Annotated in this window: 17 protein-coding genes; 15 read left to right on the top strand and 2 right to left on the bottom strand. The window is 41.6% G+C overall.

Annotated elements, in window-relative coordinates:
- Positions 1-172: 172 nt before the first annotated feature.
- Entirely contained in the window at positions 173-976 is an 804-nt protein-coding gene (locus MHI58_RS13995; RefSeq protein WP_008343132.1) for an NAD kinase, read from the bottom strand.
- A 448-nt stretch (positions 977-1,424) separates the two neighbouring features.
- On the opposite strand from MHI58_RS13995, the gene sppA reads away from it, so the two are divergent.
- The 14 genes from sppA to MHI58_RS13925 all read left to right on the top strand — a co-directional run bounded on the left by sppA (position 1,425) and on the right by MHI58_RS13925 (position 14,793).
- On the top strand, positions 1,425-2,426 hold the full coding sequence (gene sppA / locus MHI58_RS13990) for a signal peptide peptidase SppA (RefSeq protein WP_024718673.1): 1,002 nt from the start codon (positions 1,425-1,427) through the stop codon (positions 2,424-2,426).
- A 14-nt stretch (positions 2,427-2,440) separates the two neighbouring features.
- On the top strand, positions 2,441-2,965 hold the full coding sequence (locus MHI58_RS13985) for an RDD family protein (RefSeq protein WP_008343136.1): 525 nt from the start codon (positions 2,441-2,443) through the stop codon (positions 2,963-2,965).
- Between the two features lie 101 nt (positions 2,966-3,066).
- Positions 3,067-3,774 (top strand): DUF2953 domain-containing protein, encoded by a 708-nt coding sequence (locus MHI58_RS13980; protein WP_041506808.1) that lies wholly within the window; start codon positions 3,067-3,069, stop codon positions 3,772-3,774.
- A 14-nt stretch (positions 3,775-3,788) separates the two neighbouring features.
- Positions 3,789-4,241, top strand: a complete 453-nt coding sequence (ytfJ, locus tag MHI58_RS13975) for a GerW family sporulation protein (protein WP_007501733.1) — start codon at positions 3,789-3,791, stop codon at positions 4,239-4,241.
- Between the two features lie 112 nt (positions 4,242-4,353).
- Positions 4,354-4,854, top strand: coding sequence for a thiol peroxidase (tpx, locus tag MHI58_RS13970; protein WP_007501731.1), 501 nt, complete (start codon positions 4,354-4,356; stop codon positions 4,852-4,854).
- 88 nt (positions 4,855-4,942) lie between these two features.
- Entirely contained in the window at positions 4,943-5,917 is a 975-nt protein-coding gene (locus MHI58_RS13965) for a class I SAM-dependent methyltransferase (RefSeq protein WP_045034154.1), read from the top strand.
- A gap of 229 nt (positions 5,918-6,146) precedes the next feature.
- Complete coding sequence (locus MHI58_RS13960; protein WP_024718669.1) at positions 6,147-7,331, top strand: acetate kinase; 1,185 nt, start codon at positions 6,147-6,149, stop codon at positions 7,329-7,331.
- 99 nt (positions 7,332-7,430) lie between these two features.
- A complete protein-coding gene (locus MHI58_RS13955; RefSeq protein ID WP_024718668.1) occupies positions 7,431-7,946 on the top strand; it encodes a molybdenum cofactor biosynthesis protein B in 516 nt (171 codons plus the stop codon).
- Positions 7,947-8,119: 173 nt separating this feature from the next.
- Complete coding sequence (locus tag MHI58_RS13950) at positions 8,120-9,331, top strand: argininosuccinate synthase (RefSeq protein WP_017358278.1); 1,212 nt, start codon at positions 8,120-8,122, stop codon at positions 9,329-9,331.
- Entirely contained in the window at positions 9,328-10,701 is a 1,374-nt protein-coding gene (argH, locus tag MHI58_RS13945) for an argininosuccinate lyase (protein WP_008343150.1), read from the top strand. Before MHI58_RS13950 ends, argH begins: the two co-directional genes overlap by 4 nt.
- 118 nt (positions 10,702-10,819) lie before the next feature.
- Complete coding sequence (locus tag MHI58_RS13940) at positions 10,820-11,725, top strand: phosphotransferase (RefSeq protein ID WP_045034153.1); 906 nt, start codon at positions 10,820-10,822, stop codon at positions 11,723-11,725.
- Positions 11,726-11,820: 95 nt separating this feature from the next.
- Entirely contained in the window at positions 11,821-12,576 is a 756-nt protein-coding gene (locus tag MHI58_RS13935) for an SDR family oxidoreductase (RefSeq protein WP_008343153.1), read from the top strand.
- Between the two features lie 66 nt (positions 12,577-12,642).
- A complete protein-coding gene (locus MHI58_RS13930; protein ID WP_045034152.1) occupies positions 12,643-13,326 on the top strand; it encodes a metal-dependent hydrolase in 684 nt (227 codons plus the stop codon).
- Between the two features lie 144 nt (positions 13,327-13,470).
- A complete protein-coding gene (locus tag MHI58_RS13925) occupies positions 13,471-14,793 on the top strand; it encodes a CBS domain-containing protein (RefSeq protein WP_017358275.1) in 1,323 nt (440 codons plus the stop codon).
- A 201-nt stretch (positions 14,794-14,994) separates the two neighbouring features.
- On the opposite strand, the gene MHI58_RS13920 is transcribed toward MHI58_RS13925, so the two are convergent.
- Entirely contained in the window at positions 14,995-15,297 is a 303-nt protein-coding gene (locus tag MHI58_RS13920; protein ID WP_003216665.1) for a YtpI family protein, read from the bottom strand.
- 147 nt (positions 15,298-15,444) lie between these two features.
- Here MHI58_RS13920 and MHI58_RS13915 point away from each other — a divergent pair, with 147 nt between their 5' ends.
- Entirely contained in the window at positions 15,445-16,386 is a 942-nt protein-coding gene (locus tag MHI58_RS13915; protein WP_025207776.1) for a bifunctional oligoribonuclease/PAP phosphatase NrnA, read from the top strand.
- The last annotated feature ends 3 nt before the right edge of the window (positions 16,387-16,389 follow it).

The raw sequence follows: 16,389 nt of genomic DNA, 5'->3' as shown, positions 1-16,389 counted from the left end.
CCCGTAAAGGAGCTTTCAGCGTGTAGACAAACCCTCGCATTCGGTGTCAGATTTGCGCTCCGGTACTCACGAATGTCAAATTCGCTCCGTTCCGGTGCTCACTCTTCCTAGACTTCAAAGGTTTTCTATCACGCTGAAAAGAAAATAAAAGCCCCTTAAAGGAGCTTTTTGATTAAAGGAATCTGCGTTTTACTTTTTCCCAATAGGAGTTATCTTTTAATTTGACCGTTTTGATCACTTTACCAGAAAGGCCAATATCAATTTGTTTGACATGTTTTGTACCTAGCGCTTCGTTATCAAGACCGATAATCGGATGGTCGTTACCGTCCTGAACAACCTTTAGTGTCAGCTTGCGGTCACTGCTTAAAATGAAAGGAGCTCCAAGTGTACGGTATGAGTTGTTATTCAGCGATGCCAGCTCGGTTACTTGCATACACGGAAGCATCGGATCCACCACGGCGCCGTTGACCGATTTATTGTAGGCCGTTGAACCGGTTGGAGTGGAAATAATCATCCCGTCGCCTCTAAAGGTTTCAAAATGGAAATCATCTATATACACATCGATGACAAATGTTTTAATGATGCTTGAGCGGATCGACAGTTCGTTTAAGCAATGGAACTGGTTTGTACTGTCAACGCTTACATCGATGATCGGATATTTTCTCACTTCAATCTGTTCAGTGTTCATGGCATCAATCATTTTATCAAAATGTTCTAACGAAAAATCGCAGTATAGGTGCGAATTCTCTGTTTTTGATACCCCTACATACAAGCAGTCATCCCGGAAGTTCGTTTTGCGAACCGCTTGAAGAAATGTACCATCTCCACCAATTGAAGCAATGATATGGGCATCTTCTGCACGCTTTACGACGTGAAAGCCTTGATCGGTAGCGAGCTTCTCCAGAGAAGAAATGTGTCCATCCAATTCATGATCTTTTTTGTAAAAGAAAAATACATTGCGACGATTGTCTGTCATTGACGTTCTCCCCTTTGTTGTCAAAAATAGATTTCGAGTAATAAAGGGCTTACATAGAAAACCCTTGCTCACATTTTACACTTTTTTCATATGAAAGTAAAAATATTAGAAAGAGGCTTCATCATGATAGAGGCTTCCATTTGAGAAATGAGTCATTGTAAGTGATTAGACAACGCTGACTTTGAGCATAATTTAATAGCTCATTTTGGAGGCTAGAGAGGTCTGGGCGTTTCGTTGTGGAGATGATCTGATCTATTAGATGTAGGAAGAGGATAAAATAACCAATTTTTCGTCATGATGAGCAAATGATAGAAGATGTAAAGTTGATCGTCATTTCACATCGATGCTATCATATGTTGAAATGAAATGTAAAAAAACCACAGTTCCTGTGAAACATTTCATGTGTGTATTCGTATGAACGAAGTGAGACAAAAAGGAGGAGAAAGAAATGAATGCGAAAAGATGGGTAGCCTTAATCATTGCACTTGGTGTTTTCGGCTTTTCGATTGTGATTAGTATCACGACGGCCTTGTATGAAAGCTTCAATGATAATAAGATGAGCTATCAATTCGGGGACGAAATCGAAGAAAAGGTACTAGAAGATGGCAGCGGTGCGAGTAAAATTGCTGTACTTGAGATTAATGGTACGATTCAAGATAACGGCGGTGCATCCAGCCTTCTAGGCGGGGAAGCATATGATCATCGTGCGTTCTTAAAAGAATTAGATAAAGCAAAAGACGATGCGTCTGTGAAAGGTGTCTTGCTGCGCGTCAACTCTCCTGGCGGCGGTGTCTATGAAAGTGCTGAAATACATAAAAAATTAGAAGAAGTAAAGAAAGCGAAGAAGCCAATTTATGTTTCTATGGGTTCAATGGCGGCTTCTGGCGGCTATTATGTATCCACTCCAGCGAAAAAAATCTTTGCTTCACCTGAAACGTTAACAGGCTCTCTCGGGGTCATCATGCAAAGTTTGAATTATGCAAAGCTGGCAGATAATTTAGGCATCAAATATGAAACCATTAAAAGTGGAAAATTCAAAGACATCATGTCCCCAAATCGTGATATGACAAAAGATGAGCGAGACATCATGCAAAGCATGGTTGACAACTCCTATGAAGGCTTTGTGAAAGTCATCTCAGAAGGACGTGGCATGTCTAAGCAGGACGTCAAGAAAATTGCTGACGGCCGAATCTATGACGGAACACAGGCGAAATCGAACGGATTAGTGGATGAGCTTGGGTACTATGAAGATGCTCTAAAAGCAATGAAGAAAAATGAAAAAGGCCTAAAAGGAGCGACAGTGATCAGCTATTCACAAAGCTTTGGCTGGAACTCTCTTTTCAATATGAGTGCAAGTAAGCTCTTTAAAAGCGAAATTGATTTTCTGAACTTAAAAGAAACACTGGCTGGCTCAAATGGGTCTAAACCGATGTATCTCTATTCAAAATAAAGGAGGGATCATAGATGGATTCTACATTCGATGAAGTAACGGAAAGTCGCAGCCAAGAGGGAGAATCAAGGCCGACTCTTGCGAAGCGCACTTCAATTGAAGCGCAGGCTTTTGCAGGTTTCTGGATTAGATTTTGGGCATTTATCCTAGATTGGCTCGTCGTATGGGGTGTTAACCATTTGACGGTTTCTCCAATCTTTAGTCTCTTTGGCTGGTCAAAAGGTGGAGGCTGGTTTTCCCCATTTTCCGTCACAACGACAATTGTTTTTCTGCTTTATTTTGCGATCATGACGAAGATTTTCCAACAAACACTTGGAAAGATGGTGTTTGGAATCAAAGTCGTCTCACTTCAGCCGGAGAAGAAGCTGCCATGGGATGTCATTTTCTTTAGAGAAATTGTGGGGCGATATATTAATACGCTTTTTGTTCTCTATGCTGTGGTTGGGTTCACGCCGAAAAAGCAAGGGGTTCATGACTACTTTGCAGATACGGTGGTTGTTCATGAACATTTATATGAAAAAACAGAATCAAACGCATAATCAAAGAGAGTTTGGCCGAGTACCGGTCAAACTCTTTTTTTTGGTGATTGGGTATAAAATCCAGAAGGAGAGCCATAATCGTAGTGGAAGCATCATTTGTTATGGAGGAAGTGAGCACAGTGCTGTACGTTTGGATCGCAGCTTTTTTGTTCCTTGTGATCTTATTGATCTTTATGAAAGTGACCATTTCACTGGACTATTCACATGCAAATGACAATGACCATATTGCGGTGAAGATCATCACGTTATATGGAATCGTCAGACTGAAGAAAGACATTCCGATGGTGAAAGTGAATACGGAAGATCAAACGATTGATATTCGTGAAAAGAAAATGGCCAGCACCAAAACGCCTAATCAAGAAAAAGAAACCATGCATAAAAAAGTGGGAAAACGTGATGTAAAGGAAATCCTTCATCAAATGGAGCGTATTACAAAAGAAATTGTCGATCTAAACCGGATCATGCGAACGTTTTTCATTCATATAAAAATCGTCTCATTTCACTGGTCCACATGGATTGGTTTTCATGACGCAGCTTTAACAGGTGTAGCAGCCGGTGGTGTGTGGTCAGTCAAAGGAGCACTTCTTGCCTTTATGCAGGAGCATCTCACCTTTAAGCACAAACCCGTCTATGAAGTGATTCCCGCTTTTCAGCACAATGTGTCACAGACACACTTTGCATGTATAGCTTATTTTCGGATTGGACATGCTATGCTTGCAGCCATTCGATTACTTGTCCATTGGTTAAAAGGGAGAAAGGCGAGAAAAAATGCCTCTCTTCAAGCAACGAAGAATGAATCATCTGTTTAAGGAGGAACCCGAAAATGGCAGATCATCCAATCCAAGGTCTGATGAAGACAGCGATGGAAAACTTAAAAGAAATGATTGATGTGAACACGATCATCGGCGATCCAGTCGAAACCCCTGACGGCAGTGTCATTCTCACTGTGTCAAAGGTTGGTTTTGGATTTGCAGCCGGCGGCAGTGAATTCAACGGTAACCAAAAGAAAGAAAAACGGTCTGATGAACAAGAACGAAAAGAACCGAGACTCCCATTTGGAGGCGGAAGCGGCGGGGGAGTATCGATTACACCAATCGCCTTTTTAATTGTGGGAACAAATGGCGTACGAATGCTTCATTTGGATGAACACACACATCTGCTCGATAAAATATTGGATTCTGCTCCTCAAGCAATTGAACGTCTTCAGCACATGTTTAAGAAGGATGAACGGGAGCATCGTCACAAAGAACGAAAACTAGACGACATAGACCTTTAAAAAGTTAGCTGCCCTGCAGTTAACTTTTTTTTCAAAATGGACGATTAGGCTTTGCAGTTTTTTGCTTTCTCTACTATGATAGAACCATACATTTGATAAGGGAGGAATTGTTTTGGCATCGATCACATTTAAAGGGAGCCCAGTAACGCTTGTAGGAAATGAAGTGAAAGTAGGCGAGCAGGCTCCAGATTTCACGGTATTAACGAACTCACTAGGGGAAGTTTCACTTTCTGATTTAACAGGAAAAGTGACGATTATCTCAGTGATTCCTTCTATTGATACAGGTGTGTGTGACGCACAAACAAGACGTTTCAATGAAGAGGCAGCCGGTTTAGGTCCGGTCAATATCTATACCATTAGTGCAGACCTACCATTTGCACAAGCACGCTGGTGCGGAGCAAACGGAATTGAAAATGTCGAAACATTATCTGATCATAGAGATATGTCATTTGGTGAAGCGTTTGGTTTATATATGAAAGAATTGCGTTTATTGGCGCGTGCGGTCTTCGTATTAGACCCAAGCGGAAAAGTGGTTTACACTGAGTACGTAAGCGAAGCAACCAATCATCCAAATTATGAAAAAGCCATTGAGGCTGCGAAATCACTGTTATAAAAGCAGCATCGACAAGAGCTCCGGCTTCATACTGGGGCTCTTTTCAATGAGAACATATAGCTTTTAACAAAGCGAGGAGAGAAAAGCATTGCAGAAAGATCAAGTGAGTACGATTTTTGAGCTGCTCGATACAGCTTCAATTCGTTTAAAAAAGGAACAGAACATTTCCTATATTGAAGCATTGGCAGAAGCAGGAGAAGCCTTTTTCCAGGCAAATGATCGAAACGGTTTACTAAAAGATTTAATAGAGAAAGCAGATTTCGCCTCTTATGATCATGAGCAGATTCGTAAAGCGTTTCAGCTCGCCGTATTAAAAGGACAAAAGGATATTTCACATCCAAACCGGCAGATGACACCTGATACAATTGGTCTGTTTGTCAGCTATTTGGTCAATAAATTTTTAGAAGGACAAAAAGAGCTGGTTGTCTTTGATCCAGCAGCGGGAACAGGGAATTTACTGCTTGCGGTCCTCAACAATGTAACAGCAGAAACAACACGCGGTTTTGCCTCTGAAATTGATGACGTGCTCATTAAAATTGCGTGGGCACAAGCGAACTTAGAAGAAAAAGAATTAGAGCTTTTCCACCAGGACAGCCTTGAGCCGCTTCTTATCTCACCAGCAGATGTTGCTGTATGTAGTCTTCCTGTCGGGTTTTATCCAAACGATGAGCGCGCTAAAGACTATGAATTAAAGGCAAAAGAAGGTCATTCCTTTGCGCATTATTTATTCATTGAGCAAAGTCTTCGTTATACGAAAGAAGGCGGCTTCTTATTCTTCATCATTCCAAATGATTTGTTTGAAGGAAAAGAAAGCGTACAATTAAAGGATTTCATCAAAGAACATGCATATATGAATGCGTTAATTCAGCTGCCAGTCTCTATGTTCAAAGACAAAAAGCATGCCAAAAGCTTATTTGTGATGCAAAAGAAAAAAGAGGGGCTCGAAGCACCGAAACGTATGCTATTTGCCAATCTGCCATCTTTCTCACAGAAAGAAGCAATGGTTGGCGTCATGAGAAAATTAGACCAATGGTTTATAGAAGAAAAAGAAACGAAAAAATAGCCAGAGTGATGTCTGGCTATTTTATTATTCAGAAAATAACGACTTATTGATGTAAGCGGTAACAGTTCGAAGGTGTACTTGAAATGCAAAGTTTTCAATGTTTAAATGAAAAAGTCAGATATTTTTCGGACTTATCGTTAAACTATAAAAGACCCGTTCAAACAGGTTGAATATAGCACCGAAAAAACGTGAAACCTTATATAACAACTGAGTAAAAGGAGCGACAGTAATGTCCAAAATTATTGCAATCAACGCAGGAAGCTCATCTCTTAAATTCCAATTGTTCGACATGCCAGAAGAAACCGTTTTAACAAAAGGTCTTGTTGAAAGAATCGGAATGGACAACAGTATCTTCACGATTTCTGTAGATGGAGAAAAGAAAACAGAAGTCACAGATATTCCAGATCATGCAGTAGCGGTTAAAATGCTGCTTGAAAAACTAATTGAATTTAACATCATCAAAGACTTTAATGAAATTGATGGCGTAGGACACCGCGTCGTTCACGGCGGAGAAAAATTCAGCGATTCTGTTGTTTTAACAGATGAAGTCATCAAAGACATTGATCAGCTTTCAGAGCTTGCACCACTTCACAACCCTGCAAACGTTGTAGGAATCAAAGCATTCAAACAAATTCTGCCTGACGTACCAGCGATTGCTGTGTTCGATACAGCGTTCCACCAAACAATGCCAGAGCAGTCTTACCTATACAGCCTTCCGTACGACTACTACAAAAACTTTGGTATTCGTAAATACGGATTCCACGGGACAAGCCATAAGTTCGTAACAGAGCGTGCAGCAGAGCTATTAGGCCGTCCTCTTGAAGAGCTTCGTTTGATTTCTTGCCACCTTGGAAATGGTGCAAGTATCGCAGCAGTTGAAGGCGGAAAATCAATCGATACGTCAATGGGCTTCACACCACTTGCGGGTGTTGCAATGGGAACACGTTCAGGTAACATTGACCCTGCCCTTATTCCATTTATTATGGAGAAAACAGGACATACAGCGGAAGAAGTACTTTCTACTTTGAATAAGAAGAGTGGTCTTTTAGGTGTGTCTGGTCTTTCAAGTGACCTTCGTGATATCGAAGAAGCGACAGAAGAAGGAAACGACCGTGCTGAAGTAGCACTAGATATTTTTGCAAGCCGTATTCATAAATACATCGGTTCTTATGCAGCGAGAATGAATGGTGTAGATGCCATCATCTTCACAGCTGGAATCGGTGAAAACAGCTCAGAAGTGAGAGCACGTGTACTTCGTGGTCTAGAATTCATGGGCGTATATTGGGATCCATCTCTTAACAACATGAGAGGCGAAGAAGCATTCATCAGCTACCCTCACTCTCCTGTAAAAGTCATCGTGATTCCAACGAACGAAGAAGTCATGATTGCAAGAGACGTTATGCGTTTAGCGTAACATCCTTTTGAAGCTCTTTTCCTCAGCGGAAAAGGGCTTTTTTCTATTGAAATCAGCATGCTATAATGTGAGGCAATATGAAAGGAGCGGTGTGAAGATATGAGCGTCGAAGAACATAAACGCGAAGCGAAAACGAGGCTTCATGTAAAAGTCATTACCGTCAGTGATACAAGGACAAAAGAAACAGATAAAAGCGGCCGTCTGATGATTGATTTGCTCAAAGAACAAGGGCACCTAATTCTTGCATACGATATTGTGAAAGATCACATTGGAGCGATTCAAGATGCCGTTTTAGAAGGAACAAGTGAAGCGAAGATTGATGCCGTCTTGTTAAACGGGGGAACTGGTATTGCAGCAAGGGACGTTACGATTGAATCCATTACACCTCTTTTCTCAAAAGAGCTGCCGGGCTTTGGAGAAATTTTTCGCATGCTGAGCTATACAGAAGATATTGGATCAGCCGCTATCTTATCTAGAGCGACGGCAGGGGTGATTAACCAAAAAGCCGTTTTTGCCACACCAGGCTCTACCGGAGCAGTTCGGTTAGCCATGACCAAACTCATTATTCCAGAGCTTCCTCATGTCTTGCGAGAGCTTGAAAAAGATCAAAAATAGCCCAAAATGACTCTGCCAAGAAAATTTGGCAGAGTTTTTTTCATAAAGGGGTTGAAAAAACAATTTTTCCTTGTTACAGTGTATACATACTAAATGCATGTTTATAAATTAAAACTTATTTTTATGCAAAAAACATTCACAGAATCAAAACAAGCGAGAGGAGCTTTTCAAACATGTCACAAAATAAAAAAGTCGTATTAGCATATTCCGGAGGTCTTGATACCTCTGTTGCAGTTAAATGGTTACAGGAGCAAGGTTATGAAGTTGTTGCTTGCTGCCTGGACGTAGGTGAAGGAAAAGATTTAGCATTCGTTCAACAAAAAGCACTTCAAGTCGGAGCTGTTCAATCTTACATGATCGACGCAAAAGAAGAGTTTGCTGAAGAATTTGCACTTGCTGCACTGCAAGCCCACACGATGTATGAAGGGAAATACCCACTCGTGTCTGCACTATCTCGTCCGCTCATTGCCAAAAAGTTAGTGGAAGTCGCAGAGAAAGAAAATGCCGTAGCCGTTGCACACGGATGTACAGGTAAAGGAAACGACCAAGTTCGTTTTGAAGTATCAATCAAAGCATTGAATCCAGACTTAGAAGTTCTTGCACCAGTGCGTGAATGGAAATGGTCTCGTGATGAAGAAATCGACTATGCACAAAAGCACGGGATTCCAATTCCGATTAACTTAGACAGCCCATATTCAATTGACCAAAACCTTTGGGGCAGAAGTAACGAATGTGGTATTTTAGAAGATCCTTGGGCAGCGCCGCCAGAAGGTGCTTATGATCTGACAAATCCACTTGAAAAAACACCTGACACACCTGAAATCATTGAAATCACGTTTGAAAAAGGAAAACCAACAGCCATTGACGGAATCCAGTATTCATTATCTGATCTCATCCTTCATTTAAATGAAGTTGCTGGCCAGCATGGTGTAGGCAGAATCGATCATGTTGAAAACCGTCTTGTTGGAATCAAATCTCGTGAAGTGTATGAGTGCCCAGGTGCAGTTACATTGTTAAAAGCACACAAAGAACTTGAAGACTTAACGCTTGTCAAAGAAGTAGCACACTTTAAGCCAATCGTGGAACAAAAAATGGCTGAATTAATATACAACGGCTTATGGTTCTCACCACTTAAAGGAGCACTAGATGCATTCTTACAAGAAACGCAAAAGAACGTAACAGGTGTTGTACGTGTGAAACTATTTAAAGGCCATGCCATTGTAGAAGGACGTAAATCACCATATTCACTTTATGATGAAAATCTAGCAACTTATACAAAAGCAGATGAATTCGATCATGATGCAGCTGTAGGATTTATCAACCTTTGGGGTTTACCAACAAAAGTAAACAGCATCGTGAACAAAAAGGAGCAGGTTAAAGCATGAAAAAGCTTTGGGGAGGCCGATTTCAAAAAACACCAGAAAAATGGGTCGATGAGTTTGGTGCATCCATTCATTTCGACAAACAATTAGTCAAAGAAGATCTGACCGGCTCCCTTGCCCATGCAAGTATGCTGAATAAATGCGGTATCATCGGCGATGAGGAGGCCGCTGCAATCAAAGACGGACTGAATACGCTCATGAAAAAGGCAGAGGCGGATGAACTCGATTTCTCAGTAGATTATGAGGACATTCATTTAAACCTTGAAAAAATGCTCATTGATGAGATTGGTCCGCTTGGCGGCAAATTGCACACAGCGAGAAGCCGGAATGATCAGGTCGCAACCGATATGCATTTATATTTGAATAACCAAGTAGAGCATATCATTGAGCTGATCTCTTCTTTTCAAACAGTGCTTGTAGAAAAAGCTGAACAGCACGTTGAAACGATTTTTCCAGGATATACGCACTTACAGCGTGCACAGCCTATCTCCTTTGCTCATCATATGCTCGCCTACTTTTGGATGCTTGAGCGGGACAAAGCGCGTTTTCAAGATTCATTGAAGCGGATTAATGTGTCACCACTTGGATGCGGGGCGTTAGCAGGAACGACATTCCCAATTGATCGTGAATATACAGCAGAGCTTCTTGGCTTTGACCATATTTACGAGAACAGCCTTGATGGCGTGAGTGATCGGGATTTCATTTTAGAGTTCTTGTCTAATAGCAGCCTTGTGATGATGCACCTGTCACGTCTTTGTGAAGAAATCATTTTATGGTGCTCTCAAGAATTCAAATTCATTGAGCTTGATGACACGTACGCAACAGGCAGCAGCATGATGCCGCAAAAGAAAAACCCGGATATGGCTGAATTGATCCGCGGAAAAACAGGCAGGGTATATGGCAACCTGATGGGGCTGCTCACGATTATGAAAGGCTTGCCGCTTACGTATAACAAAGACTTGCAAGAAGATAAAGAAGGCATGTTTGATACGGTGAAAACGATCGCTGGTAGCCTGCAAATCTTCACAGGCATGATTCAAACAATGACAGTGAACGAAGATGTCATGAAAAAAGCAACAAAAGAAGATTTCTCAAATGCGACCGAAGTGGCAGACTACCTTGCGAAAAAAGGTATGCCATTCCGTGAAGCACACGAAATCGTTGGGAAGCTTGTGTATACATGCATTCAAAAAGGCATCTATTTAAGTGACCTTCCATTTGAAACATTTACAGAAGCAAGCGGCCTCTTTGAACAAGATATTTACACTGTTCTCGATCCGTATGTTGCTGTTGAAAAAAGAACAAGTGCAGGTGGAACTGGATTTAAACAAATTCAGCTCGCTTTAGAAAAAGCAAAAGCCTGCCTAGCATAATTCGCCAAAACCATTCGTTTATACGGATGGTTTTTTTCATGGGAAAAAGGAGATTGATCTTCACTGGAGAAAATGAAAGCATACCAGTGTCAAGCTGAATAAGGAGTGACAACAGTTCATGAAGAAAACGCTTCAGGCTTTGTTTGACCAGCCTATCGTATTAGTGAAAACGTTAGGAGAACCATATGACGGCCGGGCTAATGATGTGTGGCTGATTTCCTTGCAAGATCAGACGGAATATGTAGTGAAATCTCCTAAAACTGCAAGAGAAGAAAGTGAATTTGTGTATGGGATCAACATGATTTATGGAGTAGATGCCCGTACTGTACAGGAGCATCTTGATGAAATCAATGAAAAGCTGGCTCATACGAATTCCTTTCATATTCCGAAAGTTGTTCGTAAAGTGAAGAAGGCGGGGAAACACTTTTATGTCATGGAAAAAGTAGAAGGAATCCCTTTAACATCTTTTGAGGGCCGTTCAGCACAATTCTATAGGGATTACGGGAGGAAACTAGCGCATCTTCATTCATATCAAACAAACTTTTTCGGTGCAGTATATGGGGGAGAAAAGAGACATTTGAGAGAATTCCATGCGCTGTTAAAAAAGGCAGTTTCCAAACTCATCAGCCACTATTACGCTGATCAGCCTGAATATCAGAATTATGCAGAAAAGGTGCAGCAAAAGCTTGAAAAGCTAAGTCCTCCTGATGCAACCAGTCTCATTTTAATTGATTTAGACCCATCGCAATATATTGAAGACGATGATCAAGTGACGAGTCTAGTTGATACGGAATATGTCGTATTTGGACCAGCTGCGTTTGATTTGATTGCACTCGAATACCTTTTGACGAAAGAAGCTGCACAAGCGGTTCAATTAGGGTATGAAGAGATTTGCCCGCTTCCTCGTCAGCTTCATGAGGTGAGAGAATGCTATCGGTTTGTTTCACTGCTTCTCGATATCCATGGTTCATGGGATATGAAAAAGTGGATGAATCACCCTATACGTTTTTCCCCTCACTGTTAAAGGGTTCAAAAGTGCGAAGGAAGCCGGTTTATAGTAAAGTAAAGATAACAAAAGAAACACATGAACTTGCAACCTTTGCTTTAGGAGGAGATTGTGTGCGACACGCATTAATAACAGCGGGTTCTAAAGGACTTGGCAGGAAAGTCACCGAGTCTTTACTGAATATGGGGTATTCTGTGACAGTGAATTATCGAAGTGATGATGAAGCTGTCCGGCAGATGAAAGAAGAACTGCAAGAATACGAAGAAAAGCTTCAATTTGTCCAAGGCGATGTGACAAACAAAGAAGATTTAAAAAACATGGTCGAGCTGGCAGCAGAGCGATTTGGGCGGATTGACGCCTTGATCAATAATGCTGGACCTTATATTTTTGAACGAAAAAAACTCGCGGATTACTCTGAAGACGAATGGTATCAAATGATGGAAGGCAACCTATCCGCAGTGTTCCATTTGTTCCGAATGGTGATCCCTATGATGAGAAAACAAGGCTTTGGCCGCATTATCACATATGGCTTCCAAGGAGCAGACCATGCGCCAGGCTGGATGCACAGATCAGCTTTCGGAGCGGCAAAAGTGGGCCTTGCGTCATTGACGAAAACCATTGCGATTGAAGAAGCCGAAAACGGCATCACCGCTAATATGGTGTGTCCAGGCAAAATCGTTGGAGACATGAAAGAATCAACGATAGAGGAAGCACGTCAGATAAAAGACGATGAAACACCGATTGGTCGGTCTGGGACAGGTGAGGATATCGGTCGTATCATTTCATTTCTATGTGATGACCGTTCAGACCTCATTACAGGAACCGTCATTGAAGCAACAGGTGGTCTTAATGTAATTCACAGGCACTAAGTTTTTCAGCTTTTTATAGAGGGAATAGACAAAATGAGATCAAATTCGAAAGGTGGATATATTTACATGAAAGCTACATATCATGGACATTCAGTCGTACACATTGAAACAAACGGATACCATATTTGGATTGATCCATTTTTAAATGGAAATAAGCACACCGATATCAAACCGCAAGATGTGAAAGTAGATGTGATTTTGCTCACGCACGGGCATGGAGATCACGTCGGAGACACGATTGAAATCGCTAAAAACAATGACGCACTCGTGATTGCGCCATTCGAACTTGCCACTTATTTAGGCTGGCAAGGGGTGAAAACACACCCGCTTTCTATTGGCGGCGGACGTGAATTTGAATTTGGTAAAGTCAAGCTGACGCAAGCGTTCCATGGCTCAGCGGTCATTGATGAAGAATCCAAAACGATTACGTATACAGGGATGCCATCCGGTATTTTATTTACTGCTGAAGGCAAAACAATTTATCATGCTGGAGACACGGCTCTCTTCTCGGATATGAAACTCATTGGGGAGCTGAATCATATTGAGCTCGCCTTCCTGCCAATAGGTGATAACTTCACAATGGGACCAGACGATGCGAGAATCGCAGCAGAATGGCTTCGTGCGAAACAAGTCGTACCGATTCATTACAGTACATTCCCGCCGATTGAGCAAGATCCTCATGCGTTTGCAGACAGCTTGCATGGCGGCGTGGGTCACGTATTAAACAGTGGAGAATCCATCGAGATATAATCAATAGAAAGAAAAGCCGGCACTCTACCGGCTTTTTTATTTGCCTGTATCGTGCTCGTGTAAAAGACAAATTGCTATTAAAAGCCTCCTGCCTTTATAATGAAATATAGATGAAAACGCTGAAAACAAAAAGGGTGAACGGGATTGGCGACAAAGCATGAGCAAATTTTATCGTATATTGATTCATTGGATGTCGGAGAGAAAATTTCTGTCCGGCGTATAGCGAAAGAAATGAAAGTCAGTGAAGGCACGGCTTACCGGGCTATTAAGGATGCTGAAAATAAAGGGTTCGTGAGCACTATTGAACGAGTCGGTACCATTCGAATTGAACAGAAGAAAAAAGAAAATATTGAAAAGCTGACATATGCGGAAGTCGTCAATGTCATTGATGGTCAGGTGCTTGGCGGACGAGCCGGCTTACATAAAACGTTAAATAAATTTGTCATCGGTGCAATGGAACTGGATGCGATGATGCGATACACAGCAGCAGGCAACCTGTTAATCGTCGGAAACCGAATCAATGCTCACCGGCAAGCATTAGAGGCGGGAGCGGCTGTGCTGGTCACGGGCGGATTCTCAACAGATGATGAAATTATTCAGCTCGCAGATGAGCTTGAGCTGCCCATTTTATCAACAAGCTACGATACATTTACCGTAGCGGCTCTCATTAACCGGGCCATTTATGACCAGTTGATTAAAAAAGAAATTGTGCTTGTGGAGGATATTTTAACGCCGATAGAACGGACCGTCTATTTATCGCCAGAAGACAAACTTGAGAAATGGTATGAAAAGAATTATGAAACTGGACACGGCCGGTTCCCGGTAGCAGACGATCAAATGAAAATTCACGGCATTTTGACCTCAAAGGATATTGCAGGCCATGACCGTTCTACACCGATTGAAAAGGTGATGACAAAAAATCCACTGACCGTTATTGGCAAAACATCTGTCGCTTCAGCTGCACAAATGATGGTGTGGGAAGGTATTGAGGTACTGCCAGTTGTAAATGATCATGCGAAGCTGATTGGGATGATTAGTCGTCAGGACGTGCTGAAGGCGCTGCAAATGATTCAAAAGCAGCCGCAGGTCGGTGAAAAGTTGGATGATGTCGTGTCACGAGGGTTTAAGGAGACTGAGACAGAAAAACCAAAAACAGATGCGGTGTACCAATATGAAGTCTCACCACAAATGACAAATCAACTCGGTAATATTTCGTATGGTGTGTTTACACAAATTTTAATCGAATCAGCCAACCGCTTCTTAAAGTCTCATAAAAAAGGTGAACTAATTGTAGAAAGTCTTTCTGTCTATTTCTTAAAACCAGTTCAAATGGAATCCACGATACAGATCAAACCGAATATTTTAGAAGTTGGGCGCAAGTTTGGAAAGCTGGAAGTGGAAGTTTACCATCAGTCAAATATTGTAGGCAAAGCGATGTTGATGGTGCAGCTGATGGAGAGAGGATAAAAGGCAGAAAAGGGCGGCATGAATGCGCCCTTTCAGCGTGTAAACAAACCCTCGAATTCTTTGTCAGTCCTGCGTGCTGGTGCTCACGAATGACAAATTCGCTCCGTAAAAGTAGCTGTCCTTCCTAGACTGCAAAGGTTTTCTAACACGCTGAAAAGAAGAGAAAGGGCTAAAATCAAGTTCATTTTAGCCCTTTCTCTATTATGCGTGGTCTTTTTCGCCTTCCTTTAAAAAGAGCGGAAGATAGTGCTTATAGGCTTTATATCCGGCCCATGTACTGCCGATACCAACTGCAACAAAAATAAACCCAATGACAAATGCGAGTGACGAGCGGTTTAAAAATAATTGATTCACACCGAAGAGCAGGACAAAGCAGCCAAGTGCCATACTTGATTTGGCAGACCAGAATTTCTTTTCGACCGGCCGGTTCGTACGGACATTCTTTGCTTTGTAGTATAAATAAAACATGGCAGAACAAATAATAAACACAATCAAAACAAGCATGTGCCAAGCCTCCATTGTAAGTGGTTACAACCCTATTTTAAACGTAAATAGGCTTGCTTACTAGAATAAATTGTCTATTCCTCACTTTTCTGTCTGGGTAGATTATGATTTAATAATAAAAAGAGTATCGCATAAGAAGGAGTATTTATGAAAAAAGAACTGATTAGAACCATATCATTATATGACACCATCATCATTCATAGACATGTAAGACCCGATCCAGACGCATATGGATCGCAGTGCGGCCTTACGGAAATCTTGCGTGCCACCTATCCAGAAAAAAATATTTATGCAACAGGAACCCCTGAGCCATCTCTTTCATTTTTATATGAATTAGATGACGTGCCGGATGAAGTGTACAAAGGTGCCCTTGTCATTGTCTGTGACACTGCGAATCAAGCAAGAATTGATGATCAGCGCTATTCAATGGGCGATAAACTGATGAAAATTGATCATCATCCGAATGAAGATCCGTATGGTGATTTGCTTTGGGTTGATACAGAAGCAAGCTCTGTCAGTGAAATGATTTATGAGCTGTATTTAGAGGGGAAAGAAGAAGGATATCAGCTGAATACAAAGGCGGCAGAACTCATTTATGCCGGCATTGTAGGAGACACAGGCCGTTTCCTTTTCCCAAACACAACGAAAAAGACACTCAAATATGCGGGTGAACTCATCGAATATCCGTTTTCATCATCAGACCTTTTCAATCAATTGTATGAGACAGATTTGAATGTCGTGAAATTAAATGGCTATATTTTTCAACATATCTCTTTATCAGAGAATGGCGTAGCTTCTGTTTTTATTAAACGTGACATTTTGGAGTCGTTCCAAACAACAGCGCAGCAAGCCTCACAGCTTGTTGGGACACTTGGAAATATTGCAGGGATTAAGGCATGGGTCTTTTTTGTGGAAGAGAACGATCAGATTCGTGTGAGATTCCGCTCAAAAGGCGTCGTCATTAACACCATTGCTAAAAAATATCATGGCGGAGGTCACCCGCTTGCAGCCGGTGCGTCCATATATGATTGGGCAGTTGCAGATGAGATTTTGCGTGATTTAGAAGAAGTATGTAAATCATCATCGTGAGAG

It is taken from the genome of Bacillus sp. FSL K6-2869, assembly GCF_040869405.1.
Classification (GTDB): domain Bacteria; phylum Bacillota; class Bacilli; order Bacillales; family Bacillaceae; genus Bacillus; species Bacillus altitudinis.
Note: the sequence above shows the minus strand (reverse complement) of the source record. Positions and strands in the feature narration are given on the sequence as shown.

Excerpts from the sequence above, each read along its gene's own strand:
- MHI58_RS13995 (WP_008343132.1), bottom strand. The coding sequence starts at position 976 with ATGACAGACAATCGTCGCAATGTATTTTTCTTTTACAAAAAAGATCAT.
- sppA (WP_024718673.1), top strand. The coding sequence starts at position 1,425 with ATGAATGCGAAAAGATGGGTAGCCTTAATCATTGCACTTGGTGTTTTC.
- MHI58_RS13985 (WP_008343136.1), top strand. The coding sequence starts at position 2,441 with ATGGATTCTACATTCGATGAAGTAACGGAAAGTCGCAGCCAAGAGGGA.
- MHI58_RS13980 (WP_041506808.1), top strand. The coding sequence starts at position 3,067 with ATGGAGGAAGTGAGCACAGTGCTGTACGTTTGGATCGCAGCTTTTTTG.
- ytfJ (WP_007501733.1), top strand. The coding sequence starts at position 3,789 with ATGGCAGATCATCCAATCCAAGGTCTGATGAAGACAGCGATGGAAAAC.
- MHI58_RS13960 (WP_024718669.1), top strand. The coding sequence starts at position 6,147 with ATGTCCAAAATTATTGCAATCAACGCAGGAAGCTCATCTCTTAAATTC.
- MHI58_RS13955 (WP_024718668.1), top strand. The coding sequence starts at position 7,431 with ATGAGCGTCGAAGAACATAAACGCGAAGCGAAAACGAGGCTTCATGTA.
- MHI58_RS13950 (WP_017358278.1), top strand. The coding sequence starts at position 8,120 with ATGTCACAAAATAAAAAAGTCGTATTAGCATATTCCGGAGGTCTTGAT.
- argH (WP_008343150.1), top strand. The coding sequence starts at position 9,328 with ATGAAAAAGCTTTGGGGAGGCCGATTTCAAAAAACACCAGAAAAATGG.
- MHI58_RS13940 (WP_045034153.1), top strand. The coding sequence starts at position 10,820 with ATGAAGAAAACGCTTCAGGCTTTGTTTGACCAGCCTATCGTATTAGTG.
- MHI58_RS13930 (WP_045034152.1), top strand. The coding sequence starts at position 12,643 with ATGAAAGCTACATATCATGGACATTCAGTCGTACACATTGAAACAAAC.
- MHI58_RS13920 (WP_003216665.1), bottom strand. The coding sequence starts at position 15,297 with ATGCTTGTTTTGATTGTGTTTATTATTTGTTCTGCCATGTTTTATTTA.
- MHI58_RS13915 (WP_025207776.1), top strand. The coding sequence starts at position 15,445 with ATGAAAAAAGAACTGATTAGAACCATATCATTATATGACACCATCATC.